We start from the raw sequence: 14033 nt of genomic DNA on the forward strand, positions 1-14033 counted from the left end.
CATCAGTGCACACCGTAAAAGGCGACGGGCACTATGTGCTGATGGGGTGTTCCCAGATTGATGAAGTGCGCCGAGCGTTCACGTACTTCGTCGATGACGATCAGGTTGCAAGAACTGCGCCCCCAATCCGTGGCGTAGTTGCCCAGGACCTTGCCGACGTTGCTCTCCAACAGCAGCACCAGCGGCCATTGGGGCGCCGGGCGGGCAGTGCCCAGGGCCCGGCATAGCAGGGCGCCGAGGTGGCGTATTTCTTCCAGGCCCGGCGCCTGGCCGCCATCGAGCAATTGCAGGCAGGCACCGTCGCGGCTGCTCAGGGCCAGTTCCAGGGCCGCCTCCAGTTGCTGCCGGGAGGCGCGCACCGATAGACGGGCAACGATGGGCAGGTCCTTGAGCGGCAGTGCTTCGGGCCGGGGCAGGAACAAGGTGCTGCCGGAGATTTCGGTGTTGTGCAGGGTCAGCCCGTAGACCGTGGCCCGGCCACGGTTTTCCGGGACCAGGTGGCGGGCGTCACGCACCAGCCGCGGCTGGCGGGCAATGGCCAGGGCCAGGTCGATGCCCAGGTCGCCGTAGTGGGTGGTGCCGGGCAGGGTTTCACCCTGCAAGTGCCGATACAGCAACTCGCCGACGCCACCGGAAAAGGTCAGCGCCACATCAGGTTCGTGAGCCGGCAGGTTCAGCGGCAGTTGCTCCGTCAACCGGCCCAGCGGGCTGGCGAAGAACGCTCGGTCCCCCGCCACGAGCGCCAGCAGGGCGTCGATGTACCAATCCAGCACGGCCTGCAGTTGTGAGCTGTCGAGGAGTTGCCCGGATGTTTTGCCAATCGCCAGGTGATCGAGCAGGGCCCGGCCGAACTCCGACATTCCGCTGAGCCGATAGCTGCCCGGCTCGAATTGCAGGTGCCGGGCACCGATGAAATGGCAACCGCTGGCCAGCACATTGCCCTCCAGGCCCCAGGCGGCATTGGTGGTGCCACCGCCGATATCCAGGTTGAGCATGGGCTGCTGCGCGTGAAAGCGGCTCAGGGCCGAGCAACTGCCCATGAACGCCAGCCAGGACTCCAGGCCGCCATCGTCGGCACGGGTGATCAGTGCGTTACCGATCAGTTGCCCCACCAGTTGCGCCAGGGCCTGGGCGTTGTGCCGCCGGGCCGCCAGCCCGGTGATGATCACCCCGCCGGAAAACAACTGCTGCGGGCGCACGTCCGCCTGTTCAAGCCAGGTTTCGATCAGGCCGCGGATCGCGGCTTCATCGATGACCTCATCCTTGAAGGGCGTGAACACCGGGTCGCCGCGAAATAGCACCCGGGGTTCGTTGAGGGCCATGCGCCCGGTGATGCAGTGGCTGCTGAGGCTGGCCTGGGCAATCAGCACGCTGCTGGTGGTGGACCCGAAGTCCAGCCCCAGCAGCAAGACCTGGGCGCCGCCGGTGAAGGCTTGCATGCAGGCGTTCCTCGCCGCGCCGGAGTCAGGCCGTGGCCTTCTGGCCTGCCGGTTCCGGGGTTTCCAGGGCCGTGCCGCCCAGGTACTCGCCTTCGCCGATGATTCCGGCAGCCCGGTCCTGGGCTTCCAGTTGCAGGGCCTTGGGCACCGACAGCCAATAGGCCAGTCCCACCGCGACGAAGCCGGCGCTGATCTTGCCGATCAATACCGGGAGGATGATGGTCGGCTGGAAGTTGGCGGTGAAGGACAGGTGGTCCCCCAGCAGGAAGGCGGCGCAGACACCGAAGGCGATGTTCACCACCTTGTCCTTGGGCGGCATGAAGCGCACCAGGCGGAACATGGCCAGGATGTTGGCGATGGTGGCCAGCATACCGGCACTGCCTACCGCGCTGAGGCCGATCTTGCCGCCGAGGTTTTCCAGGGGCTTGCCCAGGTACTTGCGCAGCAGGTAGACCATGGGGAAGGCGCCGGCCAGCATGATGCCGATGTAGCCGGCGGTTTCCAGGGCGCGGGTCTGGTCCTCGGCGTCGGCGATGATCGGGTGGAAGCCCCAGCCGCCGAACACCGCGGAGAAGGCCCCGGTGAAATACTCGACGATGGAGAACACCAGTACCAGCTTGATCGCCGCGTCCATGGCCCGGCCGAAGATGATGAAACCCTTGATCATCATGTCCGGCAAAAAGCGCAGGCCCAGGGCCAGGGCCACGACGAAGATCAGGATCGGCAGCAGGTTGGCGAAGATGCTGCCCAGGCCCAGGGCCAGTTGGTAGCTGGCTTCGCCGCTGGTGCTGACCAGTTCGCGTACCTGCGGGTTGCTGAAGGCCAGGATCAGGCTGGCGATCATTACGCCCACGGGAATGGTGAGGATCCCGGACATGATCCCCAGGGCCATGTACTTGTGGTCGCGCTTGTCGAGCATCGCCAGGCCCATGGGGATCGAGAAGACGATGGTGGCGCCACCCATGAAGCCGGTGATCAGCGCCATTACCAGCGCTTCCTTGCTGGCGGCCAGGGCCGAGGCCAGCTGATAGCCGCCCATGTCCGAGGCGATGATCATGGTCGCCGCCAGGGCCGGATCGGCTCCCAGGGAATTGAAGAACGGTCCGAAGACGGTTTCGATGACCACGGTGAGATAGGGGATGGAGGCCATGATGCCCGCGGCCGGCACGAAGATGTAGCCGGTGGCGTGAATGCCTTCCATGAATTCCTTGCCCAGGCCTCGCTCGCTGTCATAGATGGCGGCGAAGGCGCCAAGTACGGCGCAGAGCATGATGAGGTAGAGCACGTAGTTGCCGATCTGATCCATTGCGTTTGTCCCTTGTTATTGTTTTTCAAGCAGGGTCTGTGCACGACTGGTTTGGCGCAGAACTTCCGACAGCAGTGTCCCGTCCGGCAAGCCGTCGGCACCGGATCAGAGCAGGTGAACCTGTGCGGCAAGGCCGCGAAAAGGCCTCCCGGCGGCCTGGGCCGCCGGGAGGATCGATCAGAAGAAGCCCAGCGGGTTGATGTCGTAGCTCACCAGCAGGTTCTTGGTCTGCTGGTAGTGGTCGAGCATCATCTTGTGGGTTTCACGGCCGACACCGGATTTCTTGTAGCCACCGAACGCGGCGTGGGCCGGGTACAGGTGGTAGCAGTTGGTCCAGACGCGGCCGGCCTTGATCCCGCGGCCCATGCGGTAGGCGCGGTTGATGTCGCGGGTCCAGACCCCGGCACCCAGGCCGAACTCGGTGTCGTTGGCGATCGCCAGGGCTTCGGCTTCGTCCTTGAAGGTGGTGACGCTGACCACCGGGCCGAAGATTTCCTCCTGGAACACGCGCATCTTGTTGGTGCCCTTGAGCAGGGTCGGCTGGATGTAGTAGCCGCTGGACAGGTCGCCCTCGAGTTTTTCCACCTTGCCGCCGGTGAGCAGCTGCGCACCTTCATTCTTGGCGATGTCGAGGTAGGAGAGGATCTTGTCGAACTGCTGCTCGGAAGCCTGGGCGCCGACCATGGTGTCGGTGTCCAGTGGGTCACCACGCTTGATCTGCTCGATCTTCTTCATCACCACTTGCATGAATTCGTCGTAGATCGATTCCTGCACCAGGGCGCGGGATGGGCAGGTGCAGACTTCACCCTGGTTGAAGAATGCCAGCACCAGGCCTTCGGCGGCCTTTTCGATGAACTTGGGCTCGGCCTGCATGATGTCTTCGAAGAAGATGTTCGGCGACTTGCCGCCCAGTTCCACGGTGGACGGAATGATGTTCTCGGCGGCGCACTTCATGATGTGCGAGCCCACCGGAGTCGAGCCGGTGAAGGCGATCTTGGCGATGCGCTTGCTGGTGGCCAGGGCTTCGCCGGCTTCGCGGCCAAAACCTTGCACCACGTTGAGTACGCCGGGTGGCAGCAGGTCGCCGATCACTTCCATGAGCACGGTGATGCCCAGCGGGGTCTGCTCGGCGGGCTTGAGTACCACGCAGTTGCCCGCTGCCAGGGCCGGGGCGAGTTTCCAGGCGGCCATCAGGATCGGGAAGTTCCACGGAATGATCTGCCCGACCACGCCCAGGGGTTCATGGATGTGATAGGCCACGGTGTTGCCGTCGATTTCCGCAGCGCTGCCTTCCTGGGCCCGCAGGCAACCGGCGAAGTAGCGGAAGTGGTCGGCGGCCAGGGGAATGTCGGCGTTCAGGGTTTCGCGCACGGCCTTGCCGTTGTCCCAGGTTTCGGTGATGGCCAGCAGTTCGAGGTTCTGTTCGATGCGGTCGGCAATCTTCAGCAGGATTAGCGAGCGCGCCTGCACCGAGGTCGCGCCCCAGGCGTCAGCGGCGGCATGGGCGGCGTCCAGGGCCTTGTCGATGTCTTCGGCAGTGGAGCGGGGGAATTCGGCAATCGGCTGGCCGTTGACCGGCGAGGTGTTGGTGAAGTACTGGCCTTTGACAGGCGCGACGAACTCGCCGCCGATGTAGTTACCGTATTTGCTCTTGAACGAAACGATAGCGCCTTCAGTACCGGGGTGTGCGTAACGCATGGTGGGTATCTCCTGGCTTTTATGCTTATGGGGGAGGACGCGCCGTAGCGCATATCAAGCGTAGAGCAAAGGTCGGGCCAGCGTGCTACAGGCCATATGCATCAAGGGTTTGCGGATGTTTCGAGGGGACCGCTACGGGGCGCTGTGACGGATCCGGTACAGGCTTGAGTGACAGTTTGTAACCTAAGTGGCACAACCTGTGACTCGGGAGTCAAGCCGGCATTGCAATGCAGCAGCGCCTGGAGGATGCTGGTTCGCGTGTCGAATCTTGTCGGACAAGTCTGATGAGCATTCCTCCTTCGTAGTCGATTGCAGCCCGGCAGTGGCGACAGTATTTCGTCTGAGCGTGACAGCGCAGCAGGAGAATAATAAGAAATGCACACTAGCAATTACTTGAGCCGGCATGCCCAGCAGGTGCTTACCGTGGCCCAGGGCAAGGCTCATTTGCAGGGCCCGGGCAGCGATCCTTCCATTGCCCGCTCCTGGCTGCGCTGCCTCGAGGACTATCATCTCGACCCGGCCCAGGTCATGGCCCCTACGGTGCTTGAACATGGCCGCCTGTTGGAAAGCCGCGAGCGCCTGCAAGATGTCTTGCAGATTGCCGGCACCGAGATGGCCAACCTGCACCAACAACTGTCCGGCGCCGGGCATGCGGTGCTGCTGACCGATGCCCGGGGCGTGATCCTCAACTGCATTACCGCCCCCAGCGAACGCAAGATCTTCGAGCATGCCGGACTGTGGCTGGGCGCCGATTGGAGCGAGGCCCGGGAGGGCACCAACGGCATCGGCACTTGCCTGGTGGAGCGCCAGCCGCTGACCATTCACCAGGGCGAGCATTTCCGCGGCCGGCACACCGGCCTGACCTGCTCTGCGAGCCCGGTGTTCGACCCCCATGGCGAGTTGCTGGCGGTGCTGGATGTGTCGTCGGCGCGCCAGGACGTGTCCCGGCAGAGCCAGTTCCACACCATGGCCCTGGTCAATCTGTCGGCGAAGATGATCGAGAGCTGCTATTTCCTGCGTTATTTCGAGAACCAGTGGCTGCTGCGCTTTCATCTGCAGGCGGAGTCGGTGGGGCTGTTCAGCGAGGGCCTGCTGGCGTTCGATGGCGATGGCCGGATCTGTGCGGTGAACCAGAGCGCCCTGAACCTGCTGGGGCATATTCGCGGCGGGTTGCTGGGCAAGCCGGTGGAAAGCTTTTTCGACTGCTCCCTGGATGAACTGCTCGGCCGCGCCAGTATCAATGCCAGCGCCAGTTGGCCATTGCGCACCCGGGACGGGCGACGCCTGTTCGCCTTGTTGCGCGGCCAGCCACAGCCGGCCGCACAACCAGCGGTGCTGCGGGCACCGCAGGCCATTGCGCCGGCGCGGCCCTCGGGGATCTGCCTGGGGGATGACGGCCTGCAGAACGATTTTCGCCGCGCCTCGCGAGTGTTCGAGCGCGATGTGCCGTTGCTGATCAATGGCGAGACCGGCTCCGGCAAGGAGGCCTTCGCCAAGGCGGTGCACCAGGGCAGCGCGCGGGCGGGCAAGGCCTTTGTCGCGCTCAACTGCGCGGCTATCCCGGAAAGCCTGATCGAGAGCGAGCTGTTCGGTTATCGCGGCGGCAGCTTTACCGGGGCGCGCAAGGAGGGCATGCGCGGCAAGTTGCAGCAGGCTGATGGCGGTACCTTGTTCCTCGATGAAATCGGCGATATGCCCCTGGCCCTGCAGACCCGTTTGCTGCGGGTACTGGAGGATCGGCTGGTGGTGCCGATCGGCGGCGAGCCGCAACCGGTCAACGTGCGCATCATCAGCGCGACCCACCGTGACCTGCTGGAGCGGGTGCGCGACGGTAGCTTCCGTGAGGACCTGTATTACCGGCTCAATGGCCTGGAGATCGCCTTGCCGGCCTTGCGCGATCGCAGCGACAAATCCCAGTTGCTGGATTTCCTCCTGGCCGAAGAGGCGGGCGGCCAGCCGGTGATGCTGGAGGAAGCGGTGCGCCAGAGCCTGTTGAGTTATTCCTGGCCGGGTAACGTGCGGCAATTGCGCAACGTGCTGCGTACCCTGGCGGCCTTGTGTGAAAACGGCCGCATTGGCCTGGATGATCTGCCGCCGCTGATCCGCCACAGCCGCCCGGCGCCGCTGGGCGAAGCGGTAGCAGAGGTGCCGGAGCGGCCACTGGAGGACGCCGAGCGGGTGGCGTTGCTGGCGGCCCTGGAGCAGCAGCGCTGGCACATGACCCATACCGCCGAGCAGTTGGGCGTGAGCCGCAACACCCTCTATAGAAAGCTGCGCAAGCACGGCATCGCGCGCTAGTCCGAGCTGCCGGCCGCTGCTGGCCCGTCGGGCTTGCGCCAGCGCAGGCCAGCAGCAACCTCCCGGTCAGCTAATGGGTGCGATTTGCAGCCCTCTACGCTAACCTGCGCCGATGTTTTTCGAGGTCGACTATGCACATCCATATTCTCGGTATCTGCGGCACTTTCATGGGGTCGATGGCGGTTCTGGCCAAAGAGCTGGGCCATCACGTCACCGGTTCCGACGCTAACGTGTATCCACCGATGAGCACCCAGTTGCAGGCCCAGGGCATCGAGCTGACCCAGGGCTACGATCCTGCCCAGCTGGACCCGGCGCCGGACCTGGTGGTGATCGGCAATGCCATGTCCCGCGGCAACCCGGCGGTGGAGTACGTGCTGAACAAGGGCCTGCCCTATGTGTCCGGCCCGCAATGGCTGGCCGACCATGTGCTGCAGGGGCGTTGGGTACTGGCGGTGGCCGGGACCCACGGCAAGACCACCACCAGCAGCATGCTGGCCTGGGTCCTGGAGCATGCGGGCATGAGCCCGGGCTTCCTGATCGGCGGCGTGCCACAGAACTTCGCCGTCTCCGCGCGCTTGGGCGGTACGCCGTTCTTCGTGATCGAGGCTGATGAGTACGACAGCGCCTTCTTCGACAAGCGCTCGAAGTTCGTCCACTACCGCCCACGGACCGCGATCCTCAATAACCTGGAATTCGATCATGCGGACATCTTCCCTGATCTTCCGGCTATCGAGCGGCAGTTCCACCATCTGGTGCGGACCATTCCCAGCGAAGGCCTGGTGATCCATCCCACCACCGAGCCTGCCTTGCAGCGGGTGATCGAGATGGGCTGCTGGACCCCGGTGCAGACTACCGGCGCCGGTGGCCAGTGGCAGGTCAAGTTGCTGAGCGCCGACGGTTCGGCCTTCGAGGTGATGTTCGAAGGCGTGAGCCAGGGCGTGGTGGAGTGGGAGCTGACCGGCCAGCACAATGTTGCCAATGCCCTGGCCACCCTGGCTGCGGCACGCCATGTGGGCGTGGTGCCGTCGATGGGCATTGCCGGCCTGAGCGCGTTCAAGAGCGTGAAGCGGCGCATGGAGAAAGTCGCCGAAGTGCATGGCGTGACCATCTACGATGACTTCGCCCATCACCCGACGGCCATCGCCACTACGCTGGATGGCTTGCGCAAGCGGGTTGGCGATGCCCCGGTGATCGCCATCATCGAGCCGCGCTCCAACTCCATGAAGCTTGGCGCGCACCGCGATGGCCTGCCGGAAAGCGTCAACCAGGCCGACCAGGTGATCTGGTATGCCCCGGCCAACCTGGGCTGGGACCTGGCCGCCACGGCGGCCTTGTGCACGGTGCCGTCGATTGTCAGCGACTCTCTGGAAGGCATCATCGAGCGGGTGAAGAGCCAGGCCAAGCCGGGCACCCAGGTGGTGATCATGAGCAACGGCGGCTTTGGCGGCCTGCACGGCAAACTGGCCGAGGCGCTGCGATGAACAACGGCCCGGAACGCATCACCCTGGCCATGACCGGTGCCTCGGGCGCCCAGTACGGCCTGCGCCTGCTGGACTGCCTGGTGCGTGAGGACCGGGAGGTGCATTTTCTGATCTCCAAGGCTGCGCAATTGGTCATGGCCACGGAAACCGATGTGACCCTGCCGCCCAAGCCGCAGACCATGCAGGCCTTCCTCACCGAATACACCGGTGCGTCGGCGGGGCAGATCCGCGTTTATGGCAAGGAGGACTGGATGTCGCCGGTGGCCTCGGGCTCCGGCTCGCCGGCGGCGATGGTAGTGGTGCCGTGCTCCACCGGCACCTTGTCGGCGATTGCCACCGGTGCCTGCAACAACCTGATCGAGCGCGCCGCGGACGTGACCCTCAAGGAGCGCCGGCAGTTGATTCTGGTGCCTCGCGAGGCGCCGTACTCCAGCATCCACCTGGAGCACATGCTCAAGTTGTCGAACATGGGCGTGACCATTCTGCCGGCCTCGCCGGGCTTCTATCACCAGCCGCAGACCATCGATGACCTGGTGGATTTTGTCGTCGCGCGGATTCTCAATCTGTTGAACATCCCGCAGGACATGTTGCCGCGCTGGGGCGAGCATCATCTGAGCAGCGATGAGTAAGTCCCTGCTGGTGCTGTTGGCCGCCCTGCAACTGGGCGGCTGTGCCACGGCCCGGACCTTGAATGCCGCCCAGCCCGGGGCGCCGGTGGTGTATTCGGGGACGCGCCTGGACTTGTATGCGATGCAGGGTGGGTGCTGCGCCATGGACCGCTTTGGCGCCGAGGCACCGAGCTATCCTGGCGTGGATCTGCCAGCCAGTGCCCTGCTCGATACCCTGTTGCTGCCGCTGTCGGTGCTGACGGTATTGGGGGTGGGGTTTCAGGCAACGGGCGGGTTGTAGTGCTTCGCCGGCAAGCCGGCTCCTACAGGTGCGTGCAGGAGCGGCTTGCGGGGCGAGCGATTCATTTGCCCAGCTTGCGTAGTTCGTCGGACTCGACGATCCGCGTGCCGCTCTGCTCTTCAAGCGCCAGGCGCCACATGGCCCGGGCCAGTTGGCAGGCTTCGATCCCGCGGTACTTGCCCGGGATCAGCCGCGACAGTGGTCCGGCCAGCTGTTCGCCCAGGCGCGGTTCGATGCGATCCCCCAGCAGCAGTGATGGCCGGCAGATGGTCAGTTGTGGCCAGCCCTGCAGTTTCAGCGCTTCTTCCATCTCACCTTTGACTCGGTTGTAGAAGATCGACGACTTGGGGTCGGCGCCCAGGGCGCTGATCACGATCAGGTGCCGTGCGCCCAGCTCCCGCGCGCGCTTGCCGAAGGCCACCACCATGTCCAGGTCCACCGCGCGAAAAGCGGCCTCGGAGCCGGCCTGCTTGAGGGTGGTGCCCAGGCAGCAGAAGGCGATTTCCACTTTGCCGCTGAGTTGCGGCAGGAATACGGCGGGGTCGCCGACCGGGTTTTCCAGGCGTGGGTGTTCGCTCAGTGGGCGTCTGCTGGGTGCGAGGACGCGGGTGATGGTGGGCTCGTTGAGCAGACGATCGAGCAGTTGTTCCCCGGTCAGGCCGGAGGCGCCGGCGAGCAGGATATGCTGAGGCGTCAAGTACATGGTCATTCCCCCTTGATACTGTTTCAGCTTAGTTGCTCTGCGCTTCCTTGCTGCTTATAGAGACACTCTGCAGGGCCTTTCGTGCCTGCTGTTTGCGCAATTGTTGCCAATGGGCGATGACGCCTCTGGGCGCCCAGATCTGCGGTTCCGACGCTTCGAAGTTGTCTGCCTGCTCACGCTCGGCAACGATGCCCCGGGCCAGCTTGAATGCATGCTCCAGGTCGTCGGTCTGGTTCAGCGCCTGGGCGAACAGGGCATCGCCAAAGTAGGTGAAGTCGGCCTCTTCCGAGCAGCCGAAGGACACTCGGTCTGCCTGGGATGCGGTCATGATCAGGGTTCGCTCATCCTTGAGGGCCGGGATGAAGCCGCCGGAGTAGCAGGAAGAGATGACGATGATCTTGTCGCGGTTCTTCAGCGGGGCCAGGGCGGTGGCCAGTTCATCGGCGGGCAGGTCTGCCAGCTCCAGGCGCGGCTGGTCCAGCACCAGTTCGTGGGCGCTGGTGCCGTGGCTGGTGAGGTAGATGAACACCAGGTCTTCCGGGCCGCTGCGTTCGGCCAGGGTCTGGGCGGCGCGGCGCAGGTTTTCCCGGGTGGCCATGGGCCGGTTCATCAGGTGGTCGCGGTGATTGACCAGGCGGATCTGGCCGTAGGCGCCGAAGCGACTGGCGAGCATGTTGCTGACATAGTCGGCCTCGCGCAGGAACACGCTCTGCTTGCCGTCGCCGGCCAGGGTCAGGCTGTAGAGTTCGATGGCCGGGGTGGAGGCGGGCACCGTATCGAGGGCTTCCTTGAGCAAGCGGCCCTGGACCAGCAGCGCAGTTTCCAGCGGGTCTGGCAGTAGCTTGCCATCGGCGTCGCGAACCCGCAGGCCGTTGTTCCACACACCGCTTTGCACGCTGCCATCGCGCAGTACCAGTACGCCGTGGCCTTGGTAGTTGTCACTGTCGAAGCCGCCAACGTAGAAGCTGCCATCGCTGAGATTTAGCCGCCCCTCACCGCTGAAGCGCCAGTCGCTGAAGGTGCCGACATAGTGGCTGCCGTCGGCGCCGGTCAGTTCGCCCTTGCCACTCAGGGCGCCTTCCTTGAACTGGCCGATCCAGACGTCGCCGTCGGAGTTTTCGTAGCGGCCCTTGCCGTTGAGCTGGTTGTGCTTGAAGCCGCCGACGTAGATGTCGCCTTCGGCACTGTTGAAGGTGCCGTTGCCTTCCAGCTGGCCGTTGACGAAGTTGCCGGTGAACTGGTTGCCGCTGGCGTCGCTGCGCTGGCCTTCGCCATTGGGCTTGCCCTTGGCGAACTGGCCCTGGTACTGGCTGCCGTCGTCCAGTTCCAGGCGCCCGAGGCCCGAATACAGGTCGGCCTTGAATTCGCCGCGGTAGGTCATGCCGTCTTCTTTGAGGGTGCCTTCGCCATCCCGGCGGCCGAGCTTGAAGCCGCCGCTGTAGCTGCTGTCCTTGGTGGTCAGGGTGCCCTGACCATGGAACAGCCCTTGCTGGAACTGGCCGCGATAGACCTCGCCGTTGCTGCCGTGCCATTCCCCCTGGCCATGCCACTGGCCCTTGTCGAACTGGCCGGCGTACCAACTGCCGTTGGGATAGTCGATGCGCCCTTGTCCCTGGAGCAGGCCATTGACCAGGTCGCCTCGATAGCGCCCGCCATCCGGCAGGCGGGCATCGGGCGGCAACAGCGATTCGCCGTCGCCACAGGCACTGAGCAATAGGGTCAAAACCAGGGGTGCAAGTGGGCGCATAACGGGTTCCGGATAATTAGGGGACCGAGTATGCCGCAGCGGTGTGTCTTATATATAGAGAGGTTGAGCGAAACAGCGTGAGCTGTTTCGCATCGGAGGGATTTCAGACGAAACAGAGCGACAGCGGCTCGGCGATATAGGCCGGTTTTTCCTGGCCGTCGATTTCCAGGGTGGCGGTCGCCTTGAGCAGCCACTGACCGGGTTTCTTTTCGGTGACGTCAGTCAGGTCGACCTTGAGCCGCACCTTGGAATTGACTGGCACCGGCTGGATGAAACGCACGCTGTCCAGGCCGTAGTTGACCACCATCTTCAGGCCCTGGGGCAGCACGAGGATGTCTTCCATCAGTTTGGGGATCAGCGACAGAGTCAGGAAACCGTGGGCAATGGTGCTGCCGAACGGGGTCTGTGCGGCCTTGACCGGATCCACGTGGATGAACTGGAAGTCACCGGTCGCCTCGGCGAAGAGGTTGATGCGCTCCTGGTCGATGGTGAGCCATGGGGAACGTCCGAGTTCCTTCCCGACATAATCTTTGAGCTCTGCAACAGGAACATGGGGCATTGAGACTCTCCTTGGATCAACGATTTATTAGTATTCGACGTTGTGTGGTGCGCTCTGAAACTTCCACTTTAGATCATCATGGCGATCCTTCCCGGTAAACATCCATGCTTTTGGCGAATGCCGGTTCATAGCACCTGCGTGCTTATAATGCGCGACGGGATCTGGCTGGAGAGGCGGTATGTTGTTACGCGGTTTGACATGGCTGGTGCTGTTCCAATTGCTCGGAACGGCGCTCAATCACCTGCTGTTGCCCGTGCTTCCCGGGCCCATCATCGGCCTGTTGCTGCTGCTGGTTTTCCTGGTGGTGCGCGGTGAAGTGGGCGAGCCGCTGAATCTCGCGGCTGGCAGCCTGCTGCGTTACCTGCCGCTGCTGCTGGTGCCGCCTGCGGTGGGGGTCATGGTCTATGCCCGGGACATCGCCGCGGACTTCTGGGCCATTACCGGCGCGCTGGTGTTGTCCCTGGTGATCTCGATGGCCTTTGTCGGCGTGCTGATGCAGCGCCTGGTCAAGCGCCAGGGCCGGCAGGAGGACAGTCAATGATCTTCGATTGGCAGGGGGCCTGGGCCGCGGTGATCCATCACCCGCTGTTTGGCATCGGCATCACGCTGGGTGCCTATCAACTGGTGCTGGCGGCGTTCGAGAAGACCCGCTGGATGTTCCTGCAGCCGGTGCTGGTGTCCATGCTACTGGTGATCGGCGTGCTGCTCGGCTGCGGCCTGAGCTATGCCGAGTACCGCAAGAGCACCGAAATCCTGAGCATTCTGCTGGGCCCGGCGACGGTAGCCCTGGCGGTGCCGCTGTACCTCAACCTGCGACGGATCCGCCAATTGTTCTGGCCGATATTGGCTACGCTGGTGGTGGGTGGCGTCGTGGCTACCAGCCTGGGCGTACTGCTGGGATGGTGGTTTGGTGCCGAGCACATGATCCTAATGACCATGGCGCCCAAATCGGTGACCTCGCCCATTGCCATGCTGGTGGCCGAGCAGATTGGTGGCGTGGCGGCGTTGGCGGCGGTCTTCGTGCTGATTACCGGAGTGATCGGAGCGATATTTGGCCCGGGCCTGCTCAACCGTTTGGGGGTGCATGGCCCGGAAGCGCGAGGCATGGCCCTGGGCATGACCGCCCACGCAGTGGGCACCTCGGTGGCCTTGCAGGAAAGTGAGGAGTGCGGCGCCTTTGCGGCGCTGGCGATGAGTCTGATGGGCGTGGCCACGGCAGTGTTGCTGCCGTTGGCGGTGTCGTTGCTGGTTTAAGGAAGGAAGTATGAACCTGGCGCTTTTTCCTCTGAATACCGTGCTGTTTCCCGATTGCATTCTCGATCTGCAGATTTTCGAGGCGCGTTATCTCGACATGATCGGGCGCTGCATGAAGCAGGGCAGCGGGTTTGGGGTGGTGTGCATCCTTGAAGGGGAGGAGGTCGGGACGGCCGCCCAGGGCTATGCGCAAATTGGCTGTGAAGCCTTGATCACCGACTTCCACCAGCAGGACAACGGGCTGCTGGGAATCAGGGTCAGGGGCGGTCGGCGTTTTCGCATTCTGCAAAGCGAAGTGCAGAAAGACCAACTGACGGTGGCCCGGGTGCAATGGCTGGAAGAGGCCCCCGAGCAGCCGTTGCAGGATGAGGATGCGGACCTGATTGCGCTGCTCAAGGCCTTGGCCGAACATCCGATGGTCGAGGCCCTGGATATGGGGGTCGAGGCTACGGGGCAGCTGTCACTGGCCAATCAGTTGGCCTACCTGCTGCCTTTTTCCGAACAGGACAAGATCGACCTGCTGCAACTGGATGATCCACAGCAGCGTCTGGATGCCATCCAGCAGTTGCTGGACGAGCTGCAAGGCGAACTCTTCGCCTGAGCCGCAGCCTGTAGTGGCGGCCGCAGCTTGCCTCTGGC

At 63.8% G+C, this 14033-nt stretch carries 13 protein-coding genes; 7 read left to right on the forward strand and 6 right to left on the reverse strand.

All coding sequences use genetic code 11. The features are described from left to right. Positions 1-2: 2 nt before the first annotated feature. The 3 genes from ACUXVH_RS23895 to exaC all read right to left on the reverse strand — a co-directional run bounded on the left by ACUXVH_RS23895 (position 3) and on the right by exaC (position 4443). On the reverse strand, positions 3-1439 hold the full coding sequence (locus tag ACUXVH_RS23895; protein ID WP_065363616.1) for an ethanolamine ammonia-lyase reactivating factor EutA: 1437 nt from the start codon (positions 1437-1439) through the stop codon (positions 3-5). 25 nt (positions 1440-1464) lie between these two features. Next, positions 1465-2745: an ethanolamine utilization protein EutH gene (eutH, locus tag ACUXVH_RS23900; protein ID WP_011063688.1), complete on the reverse strand. Its 1281-nt coding sequence runs from the start codon at positions 2743-2745 to the stop codon at positions 1465-1467. A gap of 177 nt (positions 2746-2922) precedes the next feature. Then, positions 2923-4443 carry an acetaldehyde dehydrogenase ExaC gene (exaC, locus tag ACUXVH_RS23905; protein WP_011063687.1) on the reverse strand — a complete coding sequence of 507 codons (1521 nt, stop codon included), beginning with the start codon at positions 4441-4443 and terminating at the stop codon, positions 2923-2925. A 375-nt stretch (positions 4444-4818) separates the two neighbouring features. Between exaC and ACUXVH_RS23910 the strand changes: the two genes are divergently transcribed. The 4 genes from ACUXVH_RS23910 (at position 4819) to ACUXVH_RS23925 (ending at position 9131) form a co-directional block, all read left to right on the forward strand. After that, positions 4819-6741, forward strand: coding sequence for a sigma-54-dependent Fis family transcriptional regulator (locus ACUXVH_RS23910; protein ID WP_065363617.1), 1923 nt, complete (start codon positions 4819-4821; stop codon positions 6739-6741). A gap of 131 nt (positions 6742-6872) precedes the next feature. Next, positions 6873-8222 (forward strand): UDP-N-acetylmuramate:L-alanyl-gamma-D-glutamyl-meso-diaminopimelate ligase, encoded by a 1350-nt coding sequence (gene mpl / locus ACUXVH_RS23915; RefSeq protein ID WP_011063685.1) that lies wholly within the window; start codon positions 6873-6875, stop codon positions 8220-8222. Then, complete coding sequence (gene ubiX / locus ACUXVH_RS23920; RefSeq protein ID WP_011063684.1) at positions 8219-8851, forward strand: flavin prenyltransferase UbiX; 633 nt, start codon at positions 8219-8221, stop codon at positions 8849-8851. Before mpl ends, ubiX begins: the two co-directional genes overlap by 4 nt. Further along, positions 8844-9131 (forward strand): YceK/YidQ family lipoprotein, encoded by a 288-nt coding sequence (locus ACUXVH_RS23925; RefSeq protein WP_011063683.1) that lies wholly within the window; start codon positions 8844-8846, stop codon positions 9129-9131. The genes ubiX and ACUXVH_RS23925 overlap by 8 nt, the downstream gene beginning before the upstream one ends. 61 nt (positions 9132-9192) lie before the next feature. On the opposite strand, the gene ACUXVH_RS23930 is transcribed toward ACUXVH_RS23925, so the two are convergent. The 3 genes from ACUXVH_RS23930 to ACUXVH_RS23940 all read right to left on the reverse strand — a co-directional run bounded on the left by ACUXVH_RS23930 (position 9193) and on the right by ACUXVH_RS23940 (position 12140). Then, complete coding sequence (locus tag ACUXVH_RS23930; protein WP_065363618.1) at positions 9193-9834, reverse strand: oxidoreductase; 642 nt, start codon at positions 9832-9834, stop codon at positions 9193-9195. A 28-nt stretch (positions 9835-9862) separates the two neighbouring features. Continuing rightward, on the reverse strand, positions 9863-11581 hold the full coding sequence (locus tag ACUXVH_RS23935; RefSeq protein WP_047289473.1) for a C13 family peptidase: 1719 nt from the start codon (positions 11579-11581) through the stop codon (positions 9863-9865). A gap of 103 nt (positions 11582-11684) precedes the next feature. Further along, positions 11685-12140 carry a MaoC family dehydratase gene (locus ACUXVH_RS23940; protein ID WP_011063680.1) on the reverse strand — a complete coding sequence of 152 codons (456 nt, stop codon included), beginning with the start codon at positions 12138-12140 and terminating at the stop codon, positions 11685-11687. A 178-nt stretch (positions 12141-12318) separates the two neighbouring features. Between ACUXVH_RS23940 and ACUXVH_RS23945 the strand changes: the two genes are divergently transcribed. From ACUXVH_RS23945 to ACUXVH_RS23955, 3 genes are read left to right on the forward strand one after another with little or no spacing between them, the layout of a single operon-like run. Further along, complete coding sequence (locus ACUXVH_RS23945) at positions 12319-12681, forward strand: CidA/LrgA family protein (RefSeq protein WP_011063679.1); 363 nt, start codon at positions 12319-12321, stop codon at positions 12679-12681. Further along, positions 12678-13394, forward strand: a complete 717-nt coding sequence (locus tag ACUXVH_RS23950) for an LrgB family protein (RefSeq protein ID WP_011063678.1) — start codon at positions 12678-12680, stop codon at positions 13392-13394. Before ACUXVH_RS23945 ends, ACUXVH_RS23950 begins: the two co-directional genes overlap by 4 nt. A gap of 10 nt (positions 13395-13404) precedes the next feature. Beyond that, entirely contained in the window at positions 13405-13995 is a 591-nt protein-coding gene (locus ACUXVH_RS23955; protein WP_015637174.1) for an LON peptidase substrate-binding domain-containing protein, read from the forward strand. Positions 13996-14033 lie beyond the last annotated feature (38 nt).

This window comes from Pseudomonas sp. 8(2025), assembly GCF_052665325.1.

Coding starts and splice junctions, on each gene's coding strand:
- ACUXVH_RS23895 (WP_065363616.1), bottom strand. CDS start 1,439: ATGCAAGCCTTCACCGGCGGCGCCCAGGTCTTGCTGCTGGGGCTGGAC.
- eutH (WP_011063688.1), bottom strand. CDS start 2,745: ATGGATCAGATCGGCAACTACGTGCTCTACCTCATCATGCTCTGCGCC.
- exaC (WP_011063687.1), bottom strand. CDS start 4,443: ATGCGTTACGCACACCCCGGTACTGAAGGCGCTATCGTTTCGTTCAAG.
- ACUXVH_RS23910 (WP_065363617.1), top strand. CDS start 4,819: ATGCACACTAGCAATTACTTGAGCCGGCATGCCCAGCAGGTGCTTACC.
- mpl (WP_011063685.1), top strand. CDS start 6,873: ATGCACATCCATATTCTCGGTATCTGCGGCACTTTCATGGGGTCGATG.
- ubiX (WP_011063684.1), top strand. CDS start 8,219: ATGAACAACGGCCCGGAACGCATCACCCTGGCCATGACCGGTGCCTCG.
- ACUXVH_RS23925 (WP_011063683.1), top strand. CDS start 8,844: ATGAGTAAGTCCCTGCTGGTGCTGTTGGCCGCCCTGCAACTGGGCGGC.
- ACUXVH_RS23930 (WP_065363618.1), bottom strand. CDS start 9,834: ATGTACTTGACGCCTCAGCATATCCTGCTCGCCGGCGCCTCCGGCCTG.
- ACUXVH_RS23935 (WP_047289473.1), bottom strand. CDS start 11,581: ATGCGCCCACTTGCACCCCTGGTTTTGACCCTATTGCTCAGTGCCTGT.
- ACUXVH_RS23940 (WP_011063680.1), bottom strand. CDS start 12,140: ATGCCCCATGTTCCTGTTGCAGAGCTCAAAGATTATGTCGGGAAGGAA.
- ACUXVH_RS23945 (WP_011063679.1), top strand. CDS start 12,319: ATGTTGTTACGCGGTTTGACATGGCTGGTGCTGTTCCAATTGCTCGGA.
- ACUXVH_RS23950 (WP_011063678.1), top strand. CDS start 12,678: ATGATCTTCGATTGGCAGGGGGCCTGGGCCGCGGTGATCCATCACCCG.
- ACUXVH_RS23955 (WP_015637174.1), top strand. CDS start 13,405: ATGAACCTGGCGCTTTTTCCTCTGAATACCGTGCTGTTTCCCGATTGC.